15 protein-coding genes and 1 riboswitch are annotated in these 19,103 nt (G+C 52.8%); of the genes, 11 read left to right on the plus strand and 4 right to left on the minus strand.

Annotation, left to right across the window (positions count from 1 at the left end):
* Positions 1-277 precede the first annotated feature (277 nt).
* The 8 genes from secE to rpoC all read left to right on the plus strand — a co-directional run bounded on the left by secE (position 278) and on the right by rpoC (position 12,432).
* Positions 278-661 (plus strand): preprotein translocase subunit SecE, encoded by a 384-nt coding sequence (secE, locus tag RTY00_RS04310; RefSeq protein WP_008108388.1) that lies wholly within the window; start codon positions 278-280, stop codon positions 659-661.
* Between the two features lies 1 nt (position 662).
* Positions 663-1,208, plus strand: a complete 546-nt coding sequence (gene nusG, locus RTY00_RS04315) for a transcription termination/antitermination protein NusG (RefSeq protein ID WP_008108391.1) — start codon at positions 663-665, stop codon at positions 1,206-1,208.
* Positions 1,209-1,356: 148 nt separating this feature from the next.
* Complete coding sequence (gene rplK, locus RTY00_RS04320; protein ID WP_008108393.1) at positions 1,357-1,785, plus strand: 50S ribosomal protein L11; 429 nt, start codon at positions 1,357-1,359, stop codon at positions 1,783-1,785.
* 3 nt (positions 1,786-1,788) lie between these two features.
* Positions 1,789-2,493, plus strand: coding sequence for a 50S ribosomal protein L1 (gene rplA / locus RTY00_RS04325; RefSeq protein WP_008108395.1), 705 nt, complete (start codon positions 1,789-1,791; stop codon positions 2,491-2,493).
* A 349-nt stretch (positions 2,494-2,842) separates the two neighbouring features.
* Positions 2,843-3,340: a 50S ribosomal protein L10 gene (rplJ, locus tag RTY00_RS04330; RefSeq protein ID WP_058973440.1), complete on the plus strand. Its 498-nt coding sequence runs from the start codon at positions 2,843-2,845 to the stop codon at positions 3,338-3,340.
* Positions 3,341-3,406: 66 nt separating this feature from the next.
* Positions 3,407-3,769: a 50S ribosomal protein L7/L12 gene (gene rplL, locus RTY00_RS04335; protein ID WP_312663533.1), complete on the plus strand. Its 363-nt coding sequence runs from the start codon at positions 3,407-3,409 to the stop codon at positions 3,767-3,769.
* Positions 3,770-4,101: 332 nt separating this feature from the next.
* Positions 4,102-8,130 (plus strand): DNA-directed RNA polymerase subunit beta, encoded by a 4,029-nt coding sequence (gene rpoB, locus RTY00_RS04340; protein ID WP_008108400.1) that lies wholly within the window; start codon positions 4,102-4,104, stop codon positions 8,128-8,130.
* Between the two features lie 78 nt (positions 8,131-8,208).
* Positions 8,209-12,432 (plus strand): DNA-directed RNA polymerase subunit beta', encoded by a 4,224-nt coding sequence (gene rpoC / locus RTY00_RS04345; protein WP_008108402.1) that lies wholly within the window; start codon positions 8,209-8,211, stop codon positions 12,430-12,432.
* 66 nt (positions 12,433-12,498) lie between these two features.
* Here the strand turns inward: rpoC and RTY00_RS04350 are convergent, their stop codons facing one another.
* A complete protein-coding gene (locus RTY00_RS04350; protein ID WP_008108404.1) occupies positions 12,499-12,687 on the minus strand; it encodes a DUF1127 domain-containing protein in 189 nt (62 codons plus the stop codon).
* 175 nt (positions 12,688-12,862) lie between these two features.
* Here RTY00_RS04350 and RTY00_RS04355 point away from each other — a divergent pair, with 175 nt between their 5' ends.
* Positions 12,863-14,317: a PLP-dependent aminotransferase family protein gene (locus RTY00_RS04355; protein WP_312663534.1), complete on the plus strand. Its 1,455-nt coding sequence runs from the start codon at positions 12,863-12,865 to the stop codon at positions 14,315-14,317.
* A gap of 153 nt (positions 14,318-14,470) precedes the next feature.
* Here the strand turns inward: RTY00_RS04355 and thiE are convergent, their stop codons facing one another.
* From thiE to RTY00_RS04370, 3 genes are all read right to left on the minus strand, one after another.
* On the minus strand, positions 14,471-15,118 hold the full coding sequence (thiE, locus tag RTY00_RS04360) for a thiamine phosphate synthase (RefSeq protein ID WP_312663535.1): 648 nt from the start codon (positions 15,116-15,118) through the stop codon (positions 14,471-14,473).
* The gene (gene thiC / locus RTY00_RS04365; RefSeq protein ID WP_312663536.1) at positions 15,115-17,037 is read right to left on the minus strand and encodes a phosphomethylpyrimidine synthase ThiC; all 1,923 of its coding nucleotides are present in this window, start codon (positions 17,035-17,037) and stop codon (positions 15,115-15,117) included. The genes thiE and thiC overlap by 4 nt, the downstream gene beginning before the upstream one ends.
* Positions 17,038-17,127: 90 nt before the next feature.
* Positions 17,128-17,228: riboswitch (TPP riboswitch) on the minus strand.
* Between the two features lie 222 nt (positions 17,229-17,450).
* Positions 17,451-17,957, minus strand: coding sequence for an Rsd/AlgQ family anti-sigma factor (locus tag RTY00_RS04370; protein WP_008108413.1), 507 nt, complete (start codon positions 17,955-17,957; stop codon positions 17,451-17,453).
* Positions 17,958-18,045: 88 nt separating this feature from the next.
* On the opposite strand from RTY00_RS04370, the gene nudC reads away from it, so the two are divergent.
* Both nudC and RTY00_RS04380 read left to right on the plus strand, forming a co-directional pair.
* Entirely contained in the window at positions 18,046-18,819 is a 774-nt protein-coding gene (nudC, locus tag RTY00_RS04375) for an NAD(+) diphosphatase (RefSeq protein WP_312663537.1), read from the plus strand.
* 39 nt (positions 18,820-18,858) lie between these two features.
* The coding region (locus RTY00_RS04380) for a uroporphyrinogen decarboxylase family protein (protein WP_312663538.1) at positions 18,859-19,103 on the plus strand (245 nt) is incomplete at its 3' end.

Consider the following 19,103-nt stretch of genomic DNA (forward strand, 5'->3'; position numbering starts at 1 on the left):
AAGGCGGCCGTACTGTTGGTGCGGGTGTTGTTGCTGAAATTATCGCTTAATTGCGATAACATTTGACGCAATGCACAAGGAAAGGGCATCATTTGATGCCCTTTTTGCACGCTGTTACATAGAACCTGGCTCATCAGTGATTTTCAATCATAATCATTGTTGAGACAGGCTCTGTTTCACGGCGTTGGATACCGAGTTACGCTCAAAAGCTCATTCGGTTTGGATGCCTCGCTCTGCGGGGCAGAATAGTTTCTGAATTATTGTGGCAGGTTGGTTTATGAGTGCGAATACCGAAGCTCAAGGAAGCGGGCGCGGCCTTGAAGCGATGAAATGGGTAGTTGTGATCGCATTGCTCCTGGTAGCAATTGTCGGCAACTATATTTATCGCGATGTAACACTGCCGCTGCGCGCGCTGGCTGTAGTAGTGCTGATTGCTGCAGCAGGCGGCATCGCACTGCTGACAATCAAAGGCAAAGCGACTGTGGCATTTGCCCGTGAAGCAAGAACCGAAATGCGTAAGGTCATTTGGCCAACTCGCCAGGAAACATTGCACACCACGTTAATCGTTGCCGCGGTAACTGCCGTGATGTCACTGATTTTGTGGGGGCTGGATGGTATTCTGGTCCGTCTGGTATCGTTTATCACTGGCCTGAGGTTCTGAGATGTCTGAAGCTCCAAAAAAACGCTGGTACGTCGTTCAGGCGTTCTCCGGTTTTGAAGCTCGCGTAGCTAAGTCGCTGCACGAGCATATCAAACTGCACAACATGGAAGAGCTTTTTGGCGAAGTCATGGTGCCGACTGAAGAAGTCGTCGAAATCCGTGGTGGCCAACGTCGCAAAAGCGAACGTAAATTCTTCCCTGGCTACGTATTGGTTCAGATGGTAATGAATGACGCCAGCTGGCACTTAGTACGCAGTGTACCGCGTGTGATGGGCTTTATCGGCGGAACGTCCGATCGTCCTGCGCCAATCAGTGATAAAGAAGTTGATGCGATTATGAACCGCCTGCAGCAGGTTGGTGATAAGCCGCGTCCAAAAACGCTGTTCGAGCCAGGCGAGATGGTACGCGTCAGCGACGGTCCGTTTGCCGATTTCAACGGTGTGGTCGAAGAAGTGGACTACGAGAAGAGCCGCTTGAAAGTTTCTGTTTCCATCTTTGGCCGTGCAACGCCAGTGGAACTCGACTTCGCTCAGGTGGAAAAAGCTTAACCCTTTTGTTCACTTTTTAGCTCTTGCGGAAGGCGCGAAATTTACCTATAATTTCGCGCCTTTTGTTTTTATGCGCTGTTATTAGCGTGTAAATCGTTATCACGGGGAGCCTGTTTTTCAGGCGCTAAAACCCAATTGAGGAAATATCATGGCCAAGAAAGTACAAGCCTACGTCAAGCTGCAGGTTGCAGCTGGTATGGCTAACCCAAGCCCACCTGTTGGTCCAGCTCTGGGTCAGCAGGGTGTTAACATCATGGAATTCTGCAAAGCGTTCAACGCTAAGACAGAATCTCTGGAGAAAGGCCTGCCTACTCCAGTTGTTATCACCGTATACAGCGACCGTTCTTTCACTTTCGTTACCAAAACGCCTCCGGCTGCCGTTCTGCTGAAAAAAGCAGCGGGCATCAAGTCTGGTTCTGGTAAGCCGAACAAAGATAAAGTCGGTAAAGTGACTCGTGCTCAGGTACGTGAAATCGCAGAAACTAAAGCTGCGGACATGACTGGTTCTGACGTAGAAGCGATGACTCGCTCTATCGAAGGTACTGCTCGTTCCATGGGCCTGGTAGTAGAGGATTAAGAAATGGCTAAGCTGACCAAGCGCATGAGCGTAATTCGCGACAAAGTTGACGCGACCAAGCAGTACGACATCACCGAAGCTGTTGCTCTGTTGAAAGAACTGGCTACCGCTAAGTTTGTTGAAAGCGTTGACGTTGCTGTTAACCTCGGCATCGATGCACGTAAATCTGATCAGAACGTGCGCGGCGCGACCGTTCTGCCACACGGTACTGGTCGTTCAGTACGTGTTGCCGTCTTCACCCAAGGTGCAAACGCTGAAGCTGCTAAAGCAGCTGGCGCAGAGCTGGTTGGTATGGAAGACCTGGCTGAGCAGATCAAAAAAGGCGAAATGAACTTTGACGTTGTTATCGCATCTCCAGATGCAATGCGCGTTGTTGGCCAGTTGGGCCAGGTTCTGGGCCCACGCGGTCTGATGCCAAACCCGAAAGTTGGTACTGTAACGCCTAACGTTGCTGAAGCAGTTAAAAATGCTAAAGCAGGCCAGGTTCGTTATCGTAACGACAAAAACGGCATCATCCACACCACCATTGGTAAAGTGGATTTTGACACTGACAAATTGAAAGAAAACCTGGAATCTCTGCTGGTTGCGCTGAAAAAAGCTAAACCATCACAGGCGAAAGGCGTGTACATCAAGAAAGTCAGCATCTCTACCACCATGGGCGCCGGCGTTGCCGTTGACCAGGCTGGTCTGAGCGCATCAGCAAACTAATTGCTGCTTGTAACGGGCGAAAAATTCATCTAGAATCTTACGCCCGTTGTTCTGGTTGTTAACGCAATTCAGAACCCAGATTCAAAGCGAGTGAGTGATTAAGTCTAAACACTTAGTTGTTCAGTCGCTTAGGTTGGAGCCAGGCCTTATCCTGGCCTCCGTCCGAGACCGCAGGAGCAGAATATTTTCGGATATCTTGCTTAATACCCTGCGTAGACGGTGACAGAACCAAAAAGAATTATTTCTTCGCTGGATTCTGCTCACCGTGTAATAGCGCTTATCGCCTTCGGGTGAATAAGTGAAGTGAGTTCCGGGAAATTATTCCCGGTCAATCCAGGAGCAAAAGCTAATGGCATTAAATCTTCAAGGCAAACAAGCGATTGTTGCTGAAGTTAGCGAAGTAGCCAAAGGCGCGCTTTCAGCGGTTGTTGCGGATTCCCGTGGCGTGACCGTTGATAAAATGACCGAACTGCGTAAAGCAGGTCGTGAAGCTGGCGTTTACATGCGTGTTGTTCGTAACACCCTGCTGCGCCGCGTCGTTGAAGGTACTCCTTTCGAGTGCCTGAAAGACACGTTTGTTGGTCCGACCCTGATTGCATATTCTATGGAACACCCGGGCGCTGCTGCTCGTCTGTTCAAAGATTTCGCTAAAGCGAATGCAAAATTTGAGGTCAAAGCTGCAGCCTTTGAAGGTGAGCTGATCACGGCGGCCAATATTGACCGTCTGGCAACTCTGCCGACTTACGAAGAAGCACTGGCACGTCTGATGTCGACCATGAAAGAAGCCGCTGCTGGCAAACTGGTCCGTACTCTGGCTGCTGTGCGCGATGCAAAAGAAGCGGCTTAAGGCCAAATTCTTTTCCTTCGTGCTTGCTACCGTATAAACTTTTTCTGATTTTTAGGAACAATCGATATGTCTATCACTAAAGACCAAATTCTGGAAGCTGTTGCCGCTATGTCCGTAATGGAAGTAGTTGAGCTGGTTTCTGCTATGGAAGAAAAATTCGGCGTTTCTGCTGCTGCCGCTGTAGCTGTTGCTGCTGGCCCAGCTGAAGCTGTTGAAGAGAAAACTGAATTCGACGTAATTCTGAAAGCTGCTGGCGCTAACAAAGTCGCAGTAATCAAAGCGGTACGTACTGCAACTGGCCTGGGCTTGAAAGAAGCTAAAGACCTGGTTGAAGCTACTGGCGCAATCAAAGAAGGCATCAGCAAAGATGACGCAGCTGCTCTTGAAGCAGTGCTGAAAGAAGCTGGCGCTGAAGTTGAAGTTAAGTAAGACAACCTTCGGGTTGCAGCCTGAGTAATATTAGGCTGATGGCTGGTGACCTTTTCGGTCACCAGCCTTTTTGCGCTACAGGGGAAAGATGGCGTTTCGCACTGTTTGTCCGTCATTCCTCTTCAATATCTTTTTCTATCGACGCCTTAATATATCGCTCTCCTGTGAAGGTTCCCTGCCTGAACAACGGCGATGAAATGATTTAAGAGTGATAGAAAGATGTATTGCATGGGGTGCTGCGCATCGCATGAAAAACAAAAAATAGTGTTGCATGAACTGTCCTTTTCAGGACGGACAGCGTGGTTCGACATGTCAGCTAGCTGAGGAACCCCATGGTTTACTCCTATACCGAGAAAAAACGTATTCGTAAGGATTTTGGTAAACGTCCACAAGTTTTGGACATACCTTATCTCCTTTCTATCCAGCTTGACTCGTTCCAGAAGTTTATCGAGCAAGATCCAGAAGGCCAGTACGGTCTGGAAGCAGCCTTCCGCTCCGTATTCCCAATCTCAAGCTACAGCGGCAACTCTGAGTTGCAGTATGTTAGCTACCGTTTGGGTGAGCCTGTCTTTGACGTAACTGAATGTCAGATCCGTGGCGTGACCTATTCGGCACCGCTGCGCGTGAAACTGCGTCTGGTGATCTACGAGCGCGAAGCGCCGGAAGGCACCGTAAAAGACATTAAAGAACAAGAAGTCTACATGGGTGAGATTCCACTCATGACGGACAACGGTACCTTTGTTATCAATGGTACTGAGCGTGTTATCGTTTCTCAGCTGCACCGTAGTCCTGGCGTGTTCTTCGACAGCGATAAGGGTAAAACGCACTCTTCCGGTAAAGTGCTGTATAACGCACGTATCATCCCTTACCGCGGTTCATGGCTCGACTTCGAGTTTGACCCGAAAGACAACCTCTTCGTCCGTATTGACCGTCGTCGTAAGCTGCCGGCCAGTATCATTCTGCGCGCGTTAAACTTCACCTCAGAACAAATCCTCGATCTGTTCTTTGACAAAGTCGTTTATGAAATCCGCGATAACAAACTGCAGATGGAACTGGTGCCTGAGCGCCTGCGTGGTGAAACCGCCTCCTTCGATATCGAAGCAAACGGCACGGTCTACGTTGAGAAAGGTCGTCGCATCACTGCGCGCCACATCCGTCAGCTGGAAAAAGACAACATTCAGCACATCGAAGTGCCAGTTGAATACATTGCTGGCAAAGTGGTCGCTAAAGACTACGTCGATCTGAACACCGGCGAGCTGATCGTTCCAGCGAACATGGAATTGTCACTGGATCTGCTGGCGAAACTGAGTCAGTCTGGTCATAAGCGCATTGAAACGCTGTTCACCAACGACCTGGATCACGGTGCGTACATCTCCGAGACCCTGCGTGTTGACCCAACCAACGATCGCTTAAGCGCGCTGGTTGAGATCTACCGCATGATGCGTCCTGGTGAGCCACCAACGCGTGAAGCCGCTGAAAACCTGTTCGAGAACCTGTTCTTCTCTGAAGATCGTTACGATCTTTCTGCGGTTGGCCGCATGAAGTTCAACCGTTCTCTGCTGCGTGATGAGATCGAAGGTTCAGGTATCCTGAGCAAAGACGACATCATCGAAGTGATGAAAAAGCTTATCGGTATCCGTAACGGTATCGGTGAAGTGGATGATATCGATCACCTCGGCAACCGTCGTATTCGTTCTGTTGGCGAAATGGCAGAAAACCAGTTCCGTGTTGGCTTGGTTCGTGTTGAGCGTGCAGTTAAAGAGCGTCTGTCTCTGGGCGACCTCGATACGCTGATGCCTCAGGATATGATCAACGCTAAGCCGATTTCGGCGGCGGTGAAAGAGTTCTTCGGCTCAAGCCAGCTGTCCCAGTTTATGGATCAGAACAACCCGTTGTCTGAGATTACGCACAAACGTCGTATCTCTGCTCTGGGCCCAGGCGGTCTGACCCGTGAGCGCGCCGGCTTCGAAGTACGTGACGTACACCCAACCCACTACGGTCGTGTATGTCCAATCGAAACCCCGGAAGGCCCGAACATCGGTCTGATCAACTCACTCTCTGTTTACGCGCAGACTAACGAATACGGTTTCCTTGAAACCCCGTATCGTCGCGTTGTTGACGGTAAAGTGAGTGATGAAATTCATTACCTCTCTGCAATTGAAGAGGGTAACTACGTTATCGCTCAGGCGAACACCAACCTCGCAGAAGATGGCAGCTTTGTTGACGATCTCGTCACCTGCCGTAGCAAGGGTGAGTCAAGCCTGTTCAGCCGCGATCAGGTTGACTACATGGACGTTTCCACCCAACAGGTGGTTTCTGTCGGTGCGTCACTGATCCCGTTCCTTGAGCACGATGATGCTAACCGCGCCTTGATGGGTGCGAACATGCAACGTCAGGCGGTTCCAACTCTGCGTGCTGATAAGCCGCTGGTTGGTACCGGTATGGAACGTGCAGTAGCGGTTGACTCCGGTGTAACTGCCGTCGCGAAACGTGGTGGTACCGTTCAGTACGTTGATGCTTCTCGTATCGTTATCAAAGTTAACGAAGAAGAGATGTATCCGGGCGAAGCGGGTATCGACATCTACAACTTGACCAAGTACACCCGTTCTAACCAGAACACCTGCATCAACCAGATGCCGTGTGTCAATCTGGGTGAGCCGATTGAGCGTGGCGACGTGCTGGCAGATGGCCCGTCTACCGATCTCGGTGAACTGGCGCTGGGTCAGAACATGCGCGTGGCGTTCATGCCATGGAACGGTTACAACTTCGAAGACTCCATCCTCGTATCCGAGCGTGTGGTTCAGGAAGACCGTTTCACCACTATTCACATCCAGGAACTGGCATGTGTGTCTCGTGACACCAAGCTGGGGCCAGAAGAGATCACCGCTGATATCCCGAACGTGGGTGAAGCTGCGCTTTCTAAACTGGATGAATCCGGCATCGTGTATATCGGTGCGGAAGTGACTGGTGGCGACATTCTGGTTGGTAAGGTAACGCCGAAAGGTGAAACCCAGCTGACGCCAGAAGAGAAACTGCTGCGTGCGATCTTCGGTGAAAAAGCCTCTGACGTGAAAGATTCGTCACTGCGTGTTCCGAACGGCGTATCCGGTACGGTTATCGATGTGCAGGTCTTCACTCGCGATGGCGTGGAAAAAGACAAGCGCGCGCTGGAAATCGAAGAGATGCAGCTGAAGCAGGTTAAAAAAGACCTGTCTGAAGAACTGCAGATCTTTGAAGCGGGCCTGTTCGGCCGTATCCAGGCAGTACTGATCTCGGGTGGTGTTGAAGCTGAGAAGCTGGATAAACTGCCACGCGAGCGCTGGTTGGAGCTGGGCCTGACTGACGAAGAGAAGCAGAATTCTCTGGAGCAGCTGGCTGAGCAGTACGACGAGCTGAAGCACGAGTTTGAGAAGAAACTTGAAGCTAAGCGTCGCAAGATCACCCAAGGCGATGATCTGGCACCAGGCGTGCTGAAAATCGTTAAGGTGTATCTGGCCGTTAAACGTCAGATCCAGCCTGGTGACAAGATGGCAGGTCGTCACGGTAACAAGGGTGTTATCTCTAAGATCAACCCTATCGAAGACATGCCTTACGATGAGAACGGTACGCCGGTCGACATCGTACTGAACCCGCTGGGCGTACCATCGCGTATGAACATCGGTCAGATCCTGGAAACTCACCTCGGTATGGCGGCGAAAGGCATTGGTGAAAAAATCAATGCGATGCTGAAGAAGCAGGAAGAAGTCTCCAAACTGCGTGAGTTCATCCAGCGTGCTTACGATCTGGGCACTGATGTGCGTCAGAAAGTTGACCTGAACACCTTTACAGACGACGAAGTGCTGCGTCTGGCAGAAAACCTGAAGAAGGGTATGCCAATCGCGACTCCGGTGTTTGACGGTGCGAAAGAGAGCGAAATCAAAGAGCTGTTGCAGCTCGGCGGCTTGCCTTCTTCCGGTCAGATCACCCTGTTCGACGGCCGTACCGGTGAGCAGTTTGAGCGTCAGGTAACCGTAGGTTACATGTACATGCTGAAACTGAACCACCTGGTCGACGACAAGATGCACGCACGTTCTACCGGTTCTTACAGCTTGGTTACTCAGCAGCCGCTGGGTGGTAAAGCGCAGTTCGGTGGACAGCGCTTCGGTGAGATGGAAGTGTGGGCACTGGAAGCATACGGTGCCGCGTATACCCTGCAGGAAATGCTTACCGTTAAATCTGATGACGTTAACGGCCGTACGAAGATGTATAAAAACATCGTCGACGGTAACCATCAGATGGAACCGGGCATGCCTGAATCCTTCAACGTACTGTTGAAAGAGATTCGCTCGCTGGGTATCAACATCGAGCTGGAAGACGAGTAAGTACTCGCAAGTACTGGTTACGGGACGTGCACTTCGGGTGCGCGTCCCTGAGAGTTCCACTCCGACGGGAGCTAATCCGTGAAAGACTTACTTAAGTTTCTGAAAGCGCAAACTAAGACCGAAGAGTTTGATGCGATCAAAATTGCTCTGGCATCGCCAGACATGATCCGTTCATGGTCTTTTGGTGAAGTTAAAAAGCCGGAAACCATTAACTACCGTACCTTCAAGCCTGAGCGTGACGGTCTTTTCTGTGCCCGTATTTTCGGACCGGTAAAAGATTACGAATGCCTGTGCGGTAAGTACAAGCGTTTAAAACATCGCGGCGTGATCTGTGAGAAGTGTGGTGTTGAAGTTACACAGACCAAAGTACGTCGTGAGCGCATGGGCCACATTGAGCTGGCTTCTCCAACCGCGCACATTTGGTTCCTGAAATCACTGCCTTCGCGTATCGGCTTGCTGCTGGATATGCCACTGCGTGATATCGAGCGCGTGCTGTACTTCGAATCTTATGTGGTTATCGAAGGCGGCATGACCAACCTGGAAAAACGTCAGATTCTGACGGAAGAGCAGTACCTTGACGCGCTGGAAGAGTTCGGTGACGAGTTCGACGCGAAGATGGGTGCGGAAGCTATTCAGGCGCTGCTGAAAAATATGGATCTGGAGCAAGAGTGCGAGCAGCTGCGTGAAGAGCTGAACGAAACCAACTCCGAGACCAAACGTAAAAAGCTGACCAAGCGTATCAAGCTGCTGGAAGCGTTTGTTCAGTCTGGTAACAAGCCAGAGTGGATGATCCTGACCGTTCTGCCGGTTCTGCCGCCAGATCTGCGTCCGCTGGTACCGCTGGATGGTGGTCGTTTCGCTACGTCGGATCTGAACGATCTGTATCGTCGCGTGATCAACCGTAACAACCGTCTGAAACGCCTGCTGGATCTGGCTGCGCCAGATATCATCGTACGTAACGAAAAACGTATGCTGCAGGAAGCGGTTGATGCACTGCTGGATAACGGCCGTCGCGGTCGCGCCATCACTGGCTCGAACAAGCGTCCGCTGAAATCTCTGGCAGACATGATCAAAGGTAAACAGGGTCGTTTCCGTCAGAACCTGTTGGGTAAACGTGTTGACTACTCTGGCCGTTCAGTTATCACCGTTGGTCCATACCTGCGTCTGCATCAGTGCGGTCTGCCGAAGAAAATGGCTCTTGAGCTGTTCAAACCGTTCATTTACGGCAAGCTTGAATTGCGTGGCCTGGCCACCACCATCAAAGCCGCTAAGAAAATGGTTGAGCGCGAAGAAGCTGTCGTTTGGGATATTCTGGACGAAGTGATCCGCGAACACCCGGTACTGCTGAACCGTGCACCAACTCTGCACCGTTTGGGTATCCAGGCGTTTGAACCGGTTCTGATCGAAGGTAAAGCGATCCAGCTGCACCCGCTGGTTTGTGCGGCATATAACGCCGACTTCGATGGTGACCAGATGGCTGTTCACGTACCGCTGACGCTGGAAGCCCAGTTGGAAGCGCGTGCGCTGATGATGTCGACCAACAACATTCTGTCACCAGCGAACGGCGAGCCAATCATCGTTCCTTCACAGGACGTTGTTTTGGGTCTGTACTACATGACCCGCGACAAAGTGAACGCCAAAGGCGAAGGCATGGTGCTGACTGGCCCGAAAGAAGCTGAGCGTGTTTACCGCGCTGGCCTGGCCGAGCTGCATGCACGCGTTAAAGTGCGTATCACCGAATATACAAAGAACGAGCAGGAAGAGTTCGTTGCGAAAACCAGCATTATCGACACCACCATTGGTCGTGCGATTCTGTGGATGATCGTTCCGAAAGGCCTGCCTTACTCCATCGTCAACCAGGCGCTGGGTAAGAAAGCAATTTCCAAGATGCTGAACACCTGTTACCGCATCCTGGGCCTGAAGCCGACCGTTATCTTTGCTGACCAAACCATGTACACCGGTTTTGCTTACGCAGCCCGTTCAGGTGCCTCTGTAGGTATCGACGACATGGTAATCCCAGCGAAGAAAGCGGAAATCGTAGCCGAAGCGGAAGCGGAAGTTGCTGAGATTCAGGAACAGTTCCAGTCTGGTCTGGTAACTGCTGGCGAACGTTACAACAAAGTTATCGATATTTGGGCCGCTGCTAACGAACGCGTTTCCAAAGCGATGATGGATAACCTGCAAACTGAAACCGTGATCAACCGTCATGGCGAAGAAGAGCAGCAGGTATCGTTCAACAGCATCTACATGATGGCCGACTCCGGTGCGCGTGGTTCTGCTGCACAGATTCGTCAGCTGGCCGGTATGCGTGGTCTGATGGCTAAGCCAGATGGCTCAATCATCGAAACGCCGATCACCGCGAACTTCCGTGAAGGTCTGAACGTACTCCAGTACTTCATCTCCACGCACGGTGCGCGTAAAGGTCTTGCGGATACCGCACTGAAAACTGCTAACTCCGGTTATCTGACGCGTCGTCTGGTAGACGTAGCGCAGGATCTGGTTGTTACCGAAGATGACTGCGGCACGTTCGAAGGCATCATGATGACTCCGGTCATCGAAGGTGGCGACGTTAAAGAGCCGCTGCGTGAGCGTGTACTGGGTCGTGTAACGGCTGAAGACGTTCTGAAGCCGGGCACTGCAGACATCCTGATCCCGCGTAACACCCTGATCGATGAGCACTGGTGTGATGTGATCGAACTGAATTCAGTCGATGCGATCAAAGTGCGCTCGGTTGTTGGCTGTGAAACCGACTTCGGTGTGTGTGCACACTGCTACGGTCGCGATCTGGCACGTGGTCACATCATCAACAAAGGTGAGGCCATCGGTGTTATCGCAGCACAGTCCATCGGTGAGCCGGGTACTCAGCTGACGATGCGTACGTTCCACATCGGTGGTGCGGCATCTCGTGCGGCTGCTGAATCCAGCATCCAGGTGAAGAACAAAGGTACTATTAAGCTGACCAACGCGAAGTCTGTAACCAACTCCTCAGGGAAACTGGTTATCGTTTCACGTAACGTTGAGCTGAAGATGATCGACGAGTTCGGTCGTACCAAAGAGAGCTATAAAGTGCCTTACGGTGCGGTTATGGCTAAAGGTGATGGCGAGCAGGTTGCAGCGGGCGAGACCGTAGCAAACTGGGATCCGCATACCATGCCGGTAATCACCGAAGTGGGCGGTTTCATTCGCTTTACTGACATGATCGACGGTCAGACCATTACGCGTCAGACTGACGACTTAACCGGTCTGTCATCGCTGGTGGTTCTGGATTCTGCAGAACGTACTGCGGGTGGTAAAGATCTGCGTCCTGCGCTGAAAATTGTTGATGCCAACGGAAATGATGTTCTGATTCCAGGTACCGACATGCCAGCACAGTACTTCCTGCCGGGCAAAGCGATTGTTCAGTTGGAAGATGGCGTTAAGATCAGTGCCGGTGACACGCTGTCGCGTGTTCCGCAGGAATCTGGCGGTACCAAGGATATTACCGGTGGTCTGCCGCGCGTTGCTGACTTGTTCGAAGCGCGTCGTCCGAAAGAGCCAGCAATCCTGGCGGAGATCAGCGGTATCATCTCCTTCGGTAAAGAGACCAAAGGTAAGCGTCGTCTGGTAATCACGCCGGTTGATGGTAGCGATCCGTACGAAGAGATGATTCCAAAATGGCGTCAGCTTAACGTATTCGAAGGTGAGCGCGTAGAACGTGGTGACGTCGTATCTGACGGCCCAGAGTCTCCGCACGATATCCTGCGTCTGCGTGGCGTCCATGCTGTTACCCGTTACATCACTAACGAAGTGCAGGAAGTTTACCGTCTGCAAGGCGTTAAGATTAACGATAAACACATCGAAGTCATCGTTCGTCAGATGCTGCGTAAAGCAACCATCTCGAGCGTGGGAAGCACCGACTTCCTGGAAGGTGAGCAGGCTGAATACTCTCGCATCAAGATCTCTAACCGTGAACTTGAAGCGAATGGCAAAATCGGCGCGACATTCATGCGCGATCTGCTGGGTATCACCAAAGCGTCACTGGCAACCGAATCGTTCATCTCTGCAGCATCGTTCCAGGAGACCACGCGTGTCCTGACCGAAGCAGCAGTTGCAGGTAAGCGTGATGAACTGCGCGGCCTGAAAGAGAACGTAATCGTGGGTCGTCTGATCCCAGCCGGTACCGGTTATGCTTATCACCAGGATCGTATGCGTCGCCGCTCTGCGGGTGAAGCACCGGTTGCACCGCAGGTTACTGCGGATGAAGCCTCTGCTAGCCTGGCGGAATTGCTGAACGCCGGTCTGGGCGGAAGCGACGACGAGTAATTCGTCAGCTAAAGCTGACCAATAAAAAACCCTGCCTCGGCAGGGTTTTTTTTCGTCTTCAGTTTGTCAGAACTTGCGGCAGACATCTTCGCGTGTCAGTCCGATATCCCGCAGCTGATTGTCACTCAGTTTTGACAGGATGCGATGCGTTTCCCGTCGTGCTTTCCAGTGTTTAACCATACGTACTGCGCCACGGAAGATATCCAGTAAAGTGACATCAAAAGGTTTAGCCGCGCGGTTTTGATCGAATTCCATAATCCTTGCCCTCAGTAGGTTGCCTGAGATGCATTGTCCAATTCTTGCGCATTATGATACAGACGCAAAAATCACTTATCTTTAACATACAGATTGCGCTATGATGGATCTGAATGGTAATTATAAGTGCTATCTGTACTGGTTTGTTATGATCTAAGGCTGAGTGAGGCATACGATGACGCGCTACCAACATTTGGCATGTTTGCTTTCGGATCGTATTGAGCAAGGGCTGTACCGCAGCGGCGAGCGCTTGCCGTCGGTGCGCACGCTGAGTCTGGAACACGGCGTGAGTATCAGCACCGTTCAGCAGGCGTATCATCTGCTGGAAGAGAAACAGCTGATCGTACCGCAGCCACGTTCCGGGTATTTCGTTGCAACGCGCAAAGCGACGCCGCCGATGCCCGCCATAACCCGACCGGCACAGCGCCCGGTGGAAATCACTCAATGGGAATCGGTGCTGGAATTGCTTAGCAGCCGGACTAACAGCGATGTGTTGCAACTCGGCAGCGGTATTCCCGATCTCACTCAGCCCACGTTGAAACCGCTGTGGAAAATTCAGAGCCGCATGGCGCAGAGGCAGGATATTGACCAGCTCAACTATGACAGTTTGCTGGGCGTCGCGGCATTGCGCGAACAGGTTGCGCGTCTGACGATTGACAGCGGTTGTCAGCTTACGGCAGAAGATATCGTGATTACCACTGGCTGCCATGAAGCGCTGTCGATTTCGATTCGTGCGATATGCCAGGCCGGGGACATCATTGCGGTTGAGTCGCCGACTTTTCACGGCACCATGCAAACCCTGCGCGGCTTCGGCATTCGCGCCATTGAGATTCCTACCGATTCGGTCACCGGTATCAGTCTGGAAGCGCTGGAACTGGCGTTTGAGCAGTGGCCGATCAAAGCGGTGGTGGTAGTGCCAAACTGCAATAATCCGCTGGGCTTCATCATGCCGGAATCTCGCAAACGTGCGTTGGTAACGCTGGCTCAGCGTTTCGATGCCGCGATTATTGAAGACGATGTGTATGGTGAGCTGGCGTGGGAGTATCCGCGTCCGGTTACCATCAAGTCGCTGGACCACGATGGCCGCGTATTGCTGTGCAGTTCGTTCTCTAAGACGCTGGCGCCAGGATTGCGTGTTGGTTGGGTGGCGCCAGGGCGCTATCGTGATCGCGTGCTGCATATGAAATACATCAGCACCGGATCGACGGCCACACAGCCGCAGCATGCGGTCGCCGAGTTTATTCGCCTTGGTCATTATCTGCCGCACTTGCGGCGCATGCGTCAGGTGTATCAACGCAACTACGAAACTTTTAGCTGCTGGGTGCGCCACTACTTCCCGTGCGGGATTTGTGTGTCGCGTCCGCAGGGCAGCTTCCTGATGTGGATTGAGTTGCCAGAGGCGTTTGACGCGGTCAGGCTCAACACCGAATTGCGGGAGCTGAACATGCAGGTTGCGGTCGGCTCGCTGTTTTCGGCCTCGGGCAAGTATCGCAACTGCTTGCGCCTGAATTATGGTTTGCCAATGAATGAGCATACGGAGCAGGCGATAGCCCAACTCGGCACAGCGGTAGAACGTGCCATGCTGGCTTGCAGTGTAGAAACCGTGCATACCTCCTCCCTGACTATGTGAAGAAAGGCAGGGCTGGGAGAGGTTAAGACCAGCCCTGGCCCGCTGCAAGCGACAGCGGGCAGGCACACTTTAGCTTTATCAGGAAAGGACGCTAGTCATCACATCACGCTGCTGCGCGGCAGATTCCAGCGTTTCATCCTCACTTTGCACGCATTACATTGCTTCTGCAGGTTCGATTCCATTTTCCACCAGTGACAGCAGCTGCTGCGTTGCTGCGCGCCAGTCTGCGGCCTGGGTAATCGCACTCACCACCGCAATACTGCCCACGCCAGTGGCCAGCACTTCAGGCACGCTCGCCAGAGAAATACCGCCAATCGCCACGGTTGGCATATCCTGTAAACGCGTTAGATGGCGTTTCAATTCCACCACGCCCTGCGGCGCAGATGGCATGTCTTTGGTTTGCGTAGGATAGATGTGGCCAAGCGCAATGTAAGAAGGGCGCAGCGCCAGCGCTCGATCCAGCTCGGCATCGTCATGCGTCGATAAACCCAGGCGCAATCCCGCCTCACGAATGGCCGCCAGATCGGCGACATCGAGATCTTCCTGGCCAAGGTGCACGCCATAAGCGTGATATTTAATGGCTAAGCGCCAGTAATCATTGATAAACAGACGAGCGCGATACTGTTTGCCGAGTGCGATCGCCTCGCGCACGGCATCTTCCACCTCATGATCTTCACAATCTTTGATGCGCAGCTGAATGGTGCGCACACCGGCTTCCAGCAAGCGCGCGATCCATTCCACGCTATCAACAACCGGATACAGCCCCAGTTTTGGGGCCGTGGCAGGAAAGGCGTCGGTCATACATTTTCCTCTTTAAGGGTATCGGCAGCGTGATAAAGCTCGCCGCCACGATTGCGGAAGGCATCCGACATTTGCGCCATGCCCACCTCAATCGGCTGGGCTTCAGCCTGTTGGCGGGCAGCAAATTCGCGCACTTCCTGAGTAATTTTCATCGAGCAGAATTTCGGGCCACACATCGAGCAGAAGTGCGCGACTTTGCCTGATTCCTGCGGCAAGGTTTCATCGTGATAGGCGCGTGCGGTGTGCGGATCGAGCGCCAGATTGAACTGATCTTCCCAGCGGAATTCAAAACGCGCTTTCGACATCGCATTGTCGCGGATCTGCGCGCCCGGATGACCTTTCGCCAGATCCGCTGCGTGCGCGGCGATCTTGTAGGTGATCAGCCCTTGCTTCACATCCTCTTTATTCGGCAAACCGAGGTGCTCTTTTGGCGTCACGTAGCACAGCATGGCGCAACCGAACCAGCCAATCATGGCCGCACCGATGCCGGAAGTGAAATGGTCGTAGCCGGGCGCGATATCGGTGGTGAGCGGGCCAAGCGTGTAAAACGGCGCTTCGTGACAATGCTCAAGCTGTTCGGTCATATTGCGACGAATCATCTGCATCGGCACGTGTCCCGGACCTTCAATCATCACCTGCACATCATATTCCCAGGCGATTTTGTTCAGTTCGCCCAGCGTATGCAGTTCGGCAAATTGCGCCTCATCGTTGGCATCCTGAATCGAGCCGGGACGCAGGCCGTCGCCGAGCGACAGCGCCACATCGTAGGCGGCACAAATTTCACAAATCTCGCGGAAGTGCAGATAGAGGAAGCTTTCTGTGTGATGCGACAGGCACCATTTCGCCATAATCGAGCCGCCGCGCGACACAATGCCGGTCAGCCGGTTGACCGTCATCGGCACATAGCGTAGCAATACGCCAGCGTGAATGGTGAAGTAGTCAACGCCTTGTTCCGCCTGCTCCAGCAGCGTGTCGCGGAAAATCGCCCAGTTGAGATCTTCTGCAATGCCGTTCACCTTTTCCAGCGCCTGATAAATCGGCACTGTACCAATCGGCACCGGGCTGTTTCGCAAAATCCACTCACGCGTTTCATGGATGTAGCGGCCGGTTGAGAGATCCATCACGGTGTCTGCGCCCCAGCGCGTCGACCACACCAGCTTCTCCACTTCTTCTTCAATTGATGAACTCACCGCCGAGTTACCAATATTGGCATTTACCTTCACCAGGAAGTTGCGGCCAATGATCATCGGTTCTGATTCGGGATGGTTGATGTTAGAAGGGATGATGGCGCGGCCGCTGGCGACTTCCTGGCGGACAAATTCAGCGGTGATATTTTCCGGCAGATTAGCGCCAAAGCTGTGGCCCGGATGCTGCTGTAGCAGTACTTCACCGCGAATACGCTCGCGGCCCATGTTTTCGCGCAGCGCAATAAACTCCATCTCCGGCGTGATGATGCCCTGACGTGCATAGTGCAGCTGGGTAACCCGGCGACCCGCTTTGGCGCGGCGCGGTTGTGGCAGATGTTCAAAACGCAGGTGATCCAAACCTTCATCCGCCAGACGCTGCTGCGTGTAGCTGGAACTTAGCTGGTGGATAGTTTCACTGTCGTCACGTTCTTCGATCCAGTTGGCGCGTAGTCTTGCAAGTCCCTGATGCACATCAATAGTGGCTTGAGGATCGCCATAAGCACCGGCAGTGTCGTAAACCGGCACCGCTTCATTCGGCTCATATTGCGGATGTTCTTTGCTGCCGCCGATATGTGTCGGGCTGAGCTGTATCTCACGCATCGGCACGCGAATATCCGCGCGGCTGCCAGTGATCCAGATACGTTTGGAGTTGGGGAAAGCGGTTCCCTGCAGGGAATCGATAAATTCTTGCGCCTGAGCGCGTTGTTCTCGACGAGAAGTTTTAGCAGACATAGCAAGTTTCCGGTAAAGGTTGGAAGTTGCTTGTCCAGAGTTCGGAAGGAGTAACAGCGACGATGCTGGGCGCCAGCTTGCAACGTGCTGATGATGTCTACTCTTGTTCCCTTCGCAGGTACTAACCTGATCAGGTTCCGCGGATCCCGAATTAACGGTCTCAGCCCCGAAGGGCACTCCGACAAGTTGGTGTTTTACGATTTAAGCTACTTTGCTTGCTATTTCACGCCTGGGCAGTGCTCGGACCGTCACGTACTACGTGGTCCCTGCGCGCTGTCCGAGTGCAAACTGGCTGCGCACGCTACGCTTAAACCGCAAAATTTGGCTCTTCATGTTTTGAAGAGGCAATAAAAAAGCCCATTCAGCATAAGAGGGCTTTTCTTGAATAACAAGTTTTTTACATCTTCGGGATGTTAAGCCGGGCGGGCGATGACGCTGTCGTTGGCAACCGGCGGGCGCGCCAGCTGGTGATCCCAGGCGAGCTGCACCAGCTTATCTTCCAGCGTAAAGCGAGATTCCAGCACCTCGCCGACTTCGGAGAGCGCGGTTTGAAAATCCACGCAATTATCATCGTTAATCGCTTGCTGCAGATGGGTGTCGTAAAGCTGCATGATGCGATCGGTATTCGCCTCAAGTGCCGGATAAATCTGCGCGGCCACGATTAATGGGCTATCACCCTGCATCTCACTAATGATGTGTTCATACACGCTGAAATGGCCGGTAGACAGGTAATCCACCAGGTTGTGACAAAACGCATCCAGCGCCTGTTCATCCAGCGCAGTTAACGCATCTTTTTGTGGCTTCATGCCAATAAGCTCGTAGTAAGTGACGAGCAGCTGTCGACGGGCGCGCAGCCATGAATCCACCAATTCATTTCTGCCACCTACACGCTCTGTCAGGTTCTCTAACTGGTTAAGCATATGGGGCTCCAGGTAGGTTATAGTTGTTTATTACACACTTAATATTAGGATTTCAGCGTGCGATTTGACGCTAAGGACAACGATTAAGATGCAACGTGAGATCTCAAGCTTAGACGCTGGTTGGTGGGTTGTCAGCCACGAGCAAAAACTTTGGTTGCCGCAGGGTGAATTGCCACATGGCTTAGCCACCGATTTTGGCCTCAACGGCAGCAACGGCATTTTGATTGGCGAGTGGCAGGGCGAGAATGTCTGGCTGGTTCGCGAATCGCGCCCGGACAGCATGGGCTCCGTGCGCCAACTGATTGATGAAGATGTCGGTCTGTTCCAAATCGCCGGACGTGGTGTGCAGCTGGCGGAGTTTTACCGCTCGCACCGCTGGTGCGGCTATTGCGGCCATGAGATGCACATCAGCAAACGCGAATTTGCCTGCTTGTGCAATCACTGCCGCGAGCGCTATTACCCGCAAATTGCGCCGTGCATCATCGTGGCCATACGTCGTGGCGATGAGATCCTGCTTGCCAATCATGCGCGTCATCGCAACAACATCTATACCGTGCTGGCGGGGTTCGTCGAAGTGGGCGAAACCTTAGAACAAGCGGTAGCGCGGGAAGTGATGGAAGAGAGCAACGTGCGGGTGAAAAACGTGCGCTACGTAACCTCGCAGCCGTGGCCATTCCCGCATTCTCTGATGATGGCGTATATGGCGGAATATGATGGCGGCGATCTGCAACACGACGGTAAAGAGCTGCTGGATGCCGGTTGGTATCGCTATGACGATCTGCCGCTATTACCGCCGCCCGGCACGGTGGCGCGTCGCCTGATTGAAGATACCGTTGCCCTGTGTCGCGCCAGCACGGCGTGAAAATGCTACACTGCCGGCCTTAGCATGAGAGAGCCCATTATGAGTGAACTGAAGAACGATCGTTATCTGCGCGCCCTGTTACGTCAGCCGGTAGATGTCACGCCGGTATGGATGATGCGACAAGCTGGGCGCTATTTGCCGGAGTACAAAGCCACGCGCGCTGAAGCCGGTGATTTTATGTCGCTGTGTAAGAATGCTGAGCTGGCGTGTGAAGTCACGCTGCAACCGCTGCGTCGCTATGCGCTGGATGCGGCAATCCTCTTCAGCGATATCCTCACCATTCC

Source organism: Pantoea sp. CTOTU49201 (genome assembly GCF_032054795.1).
Classification (GTDB): Bacteria; Pseudomonadota; Gammaproteobacteria; order Enterobacterales; family Enterobacteriaceae; genus Pantoea; species Pantoea symbiotica.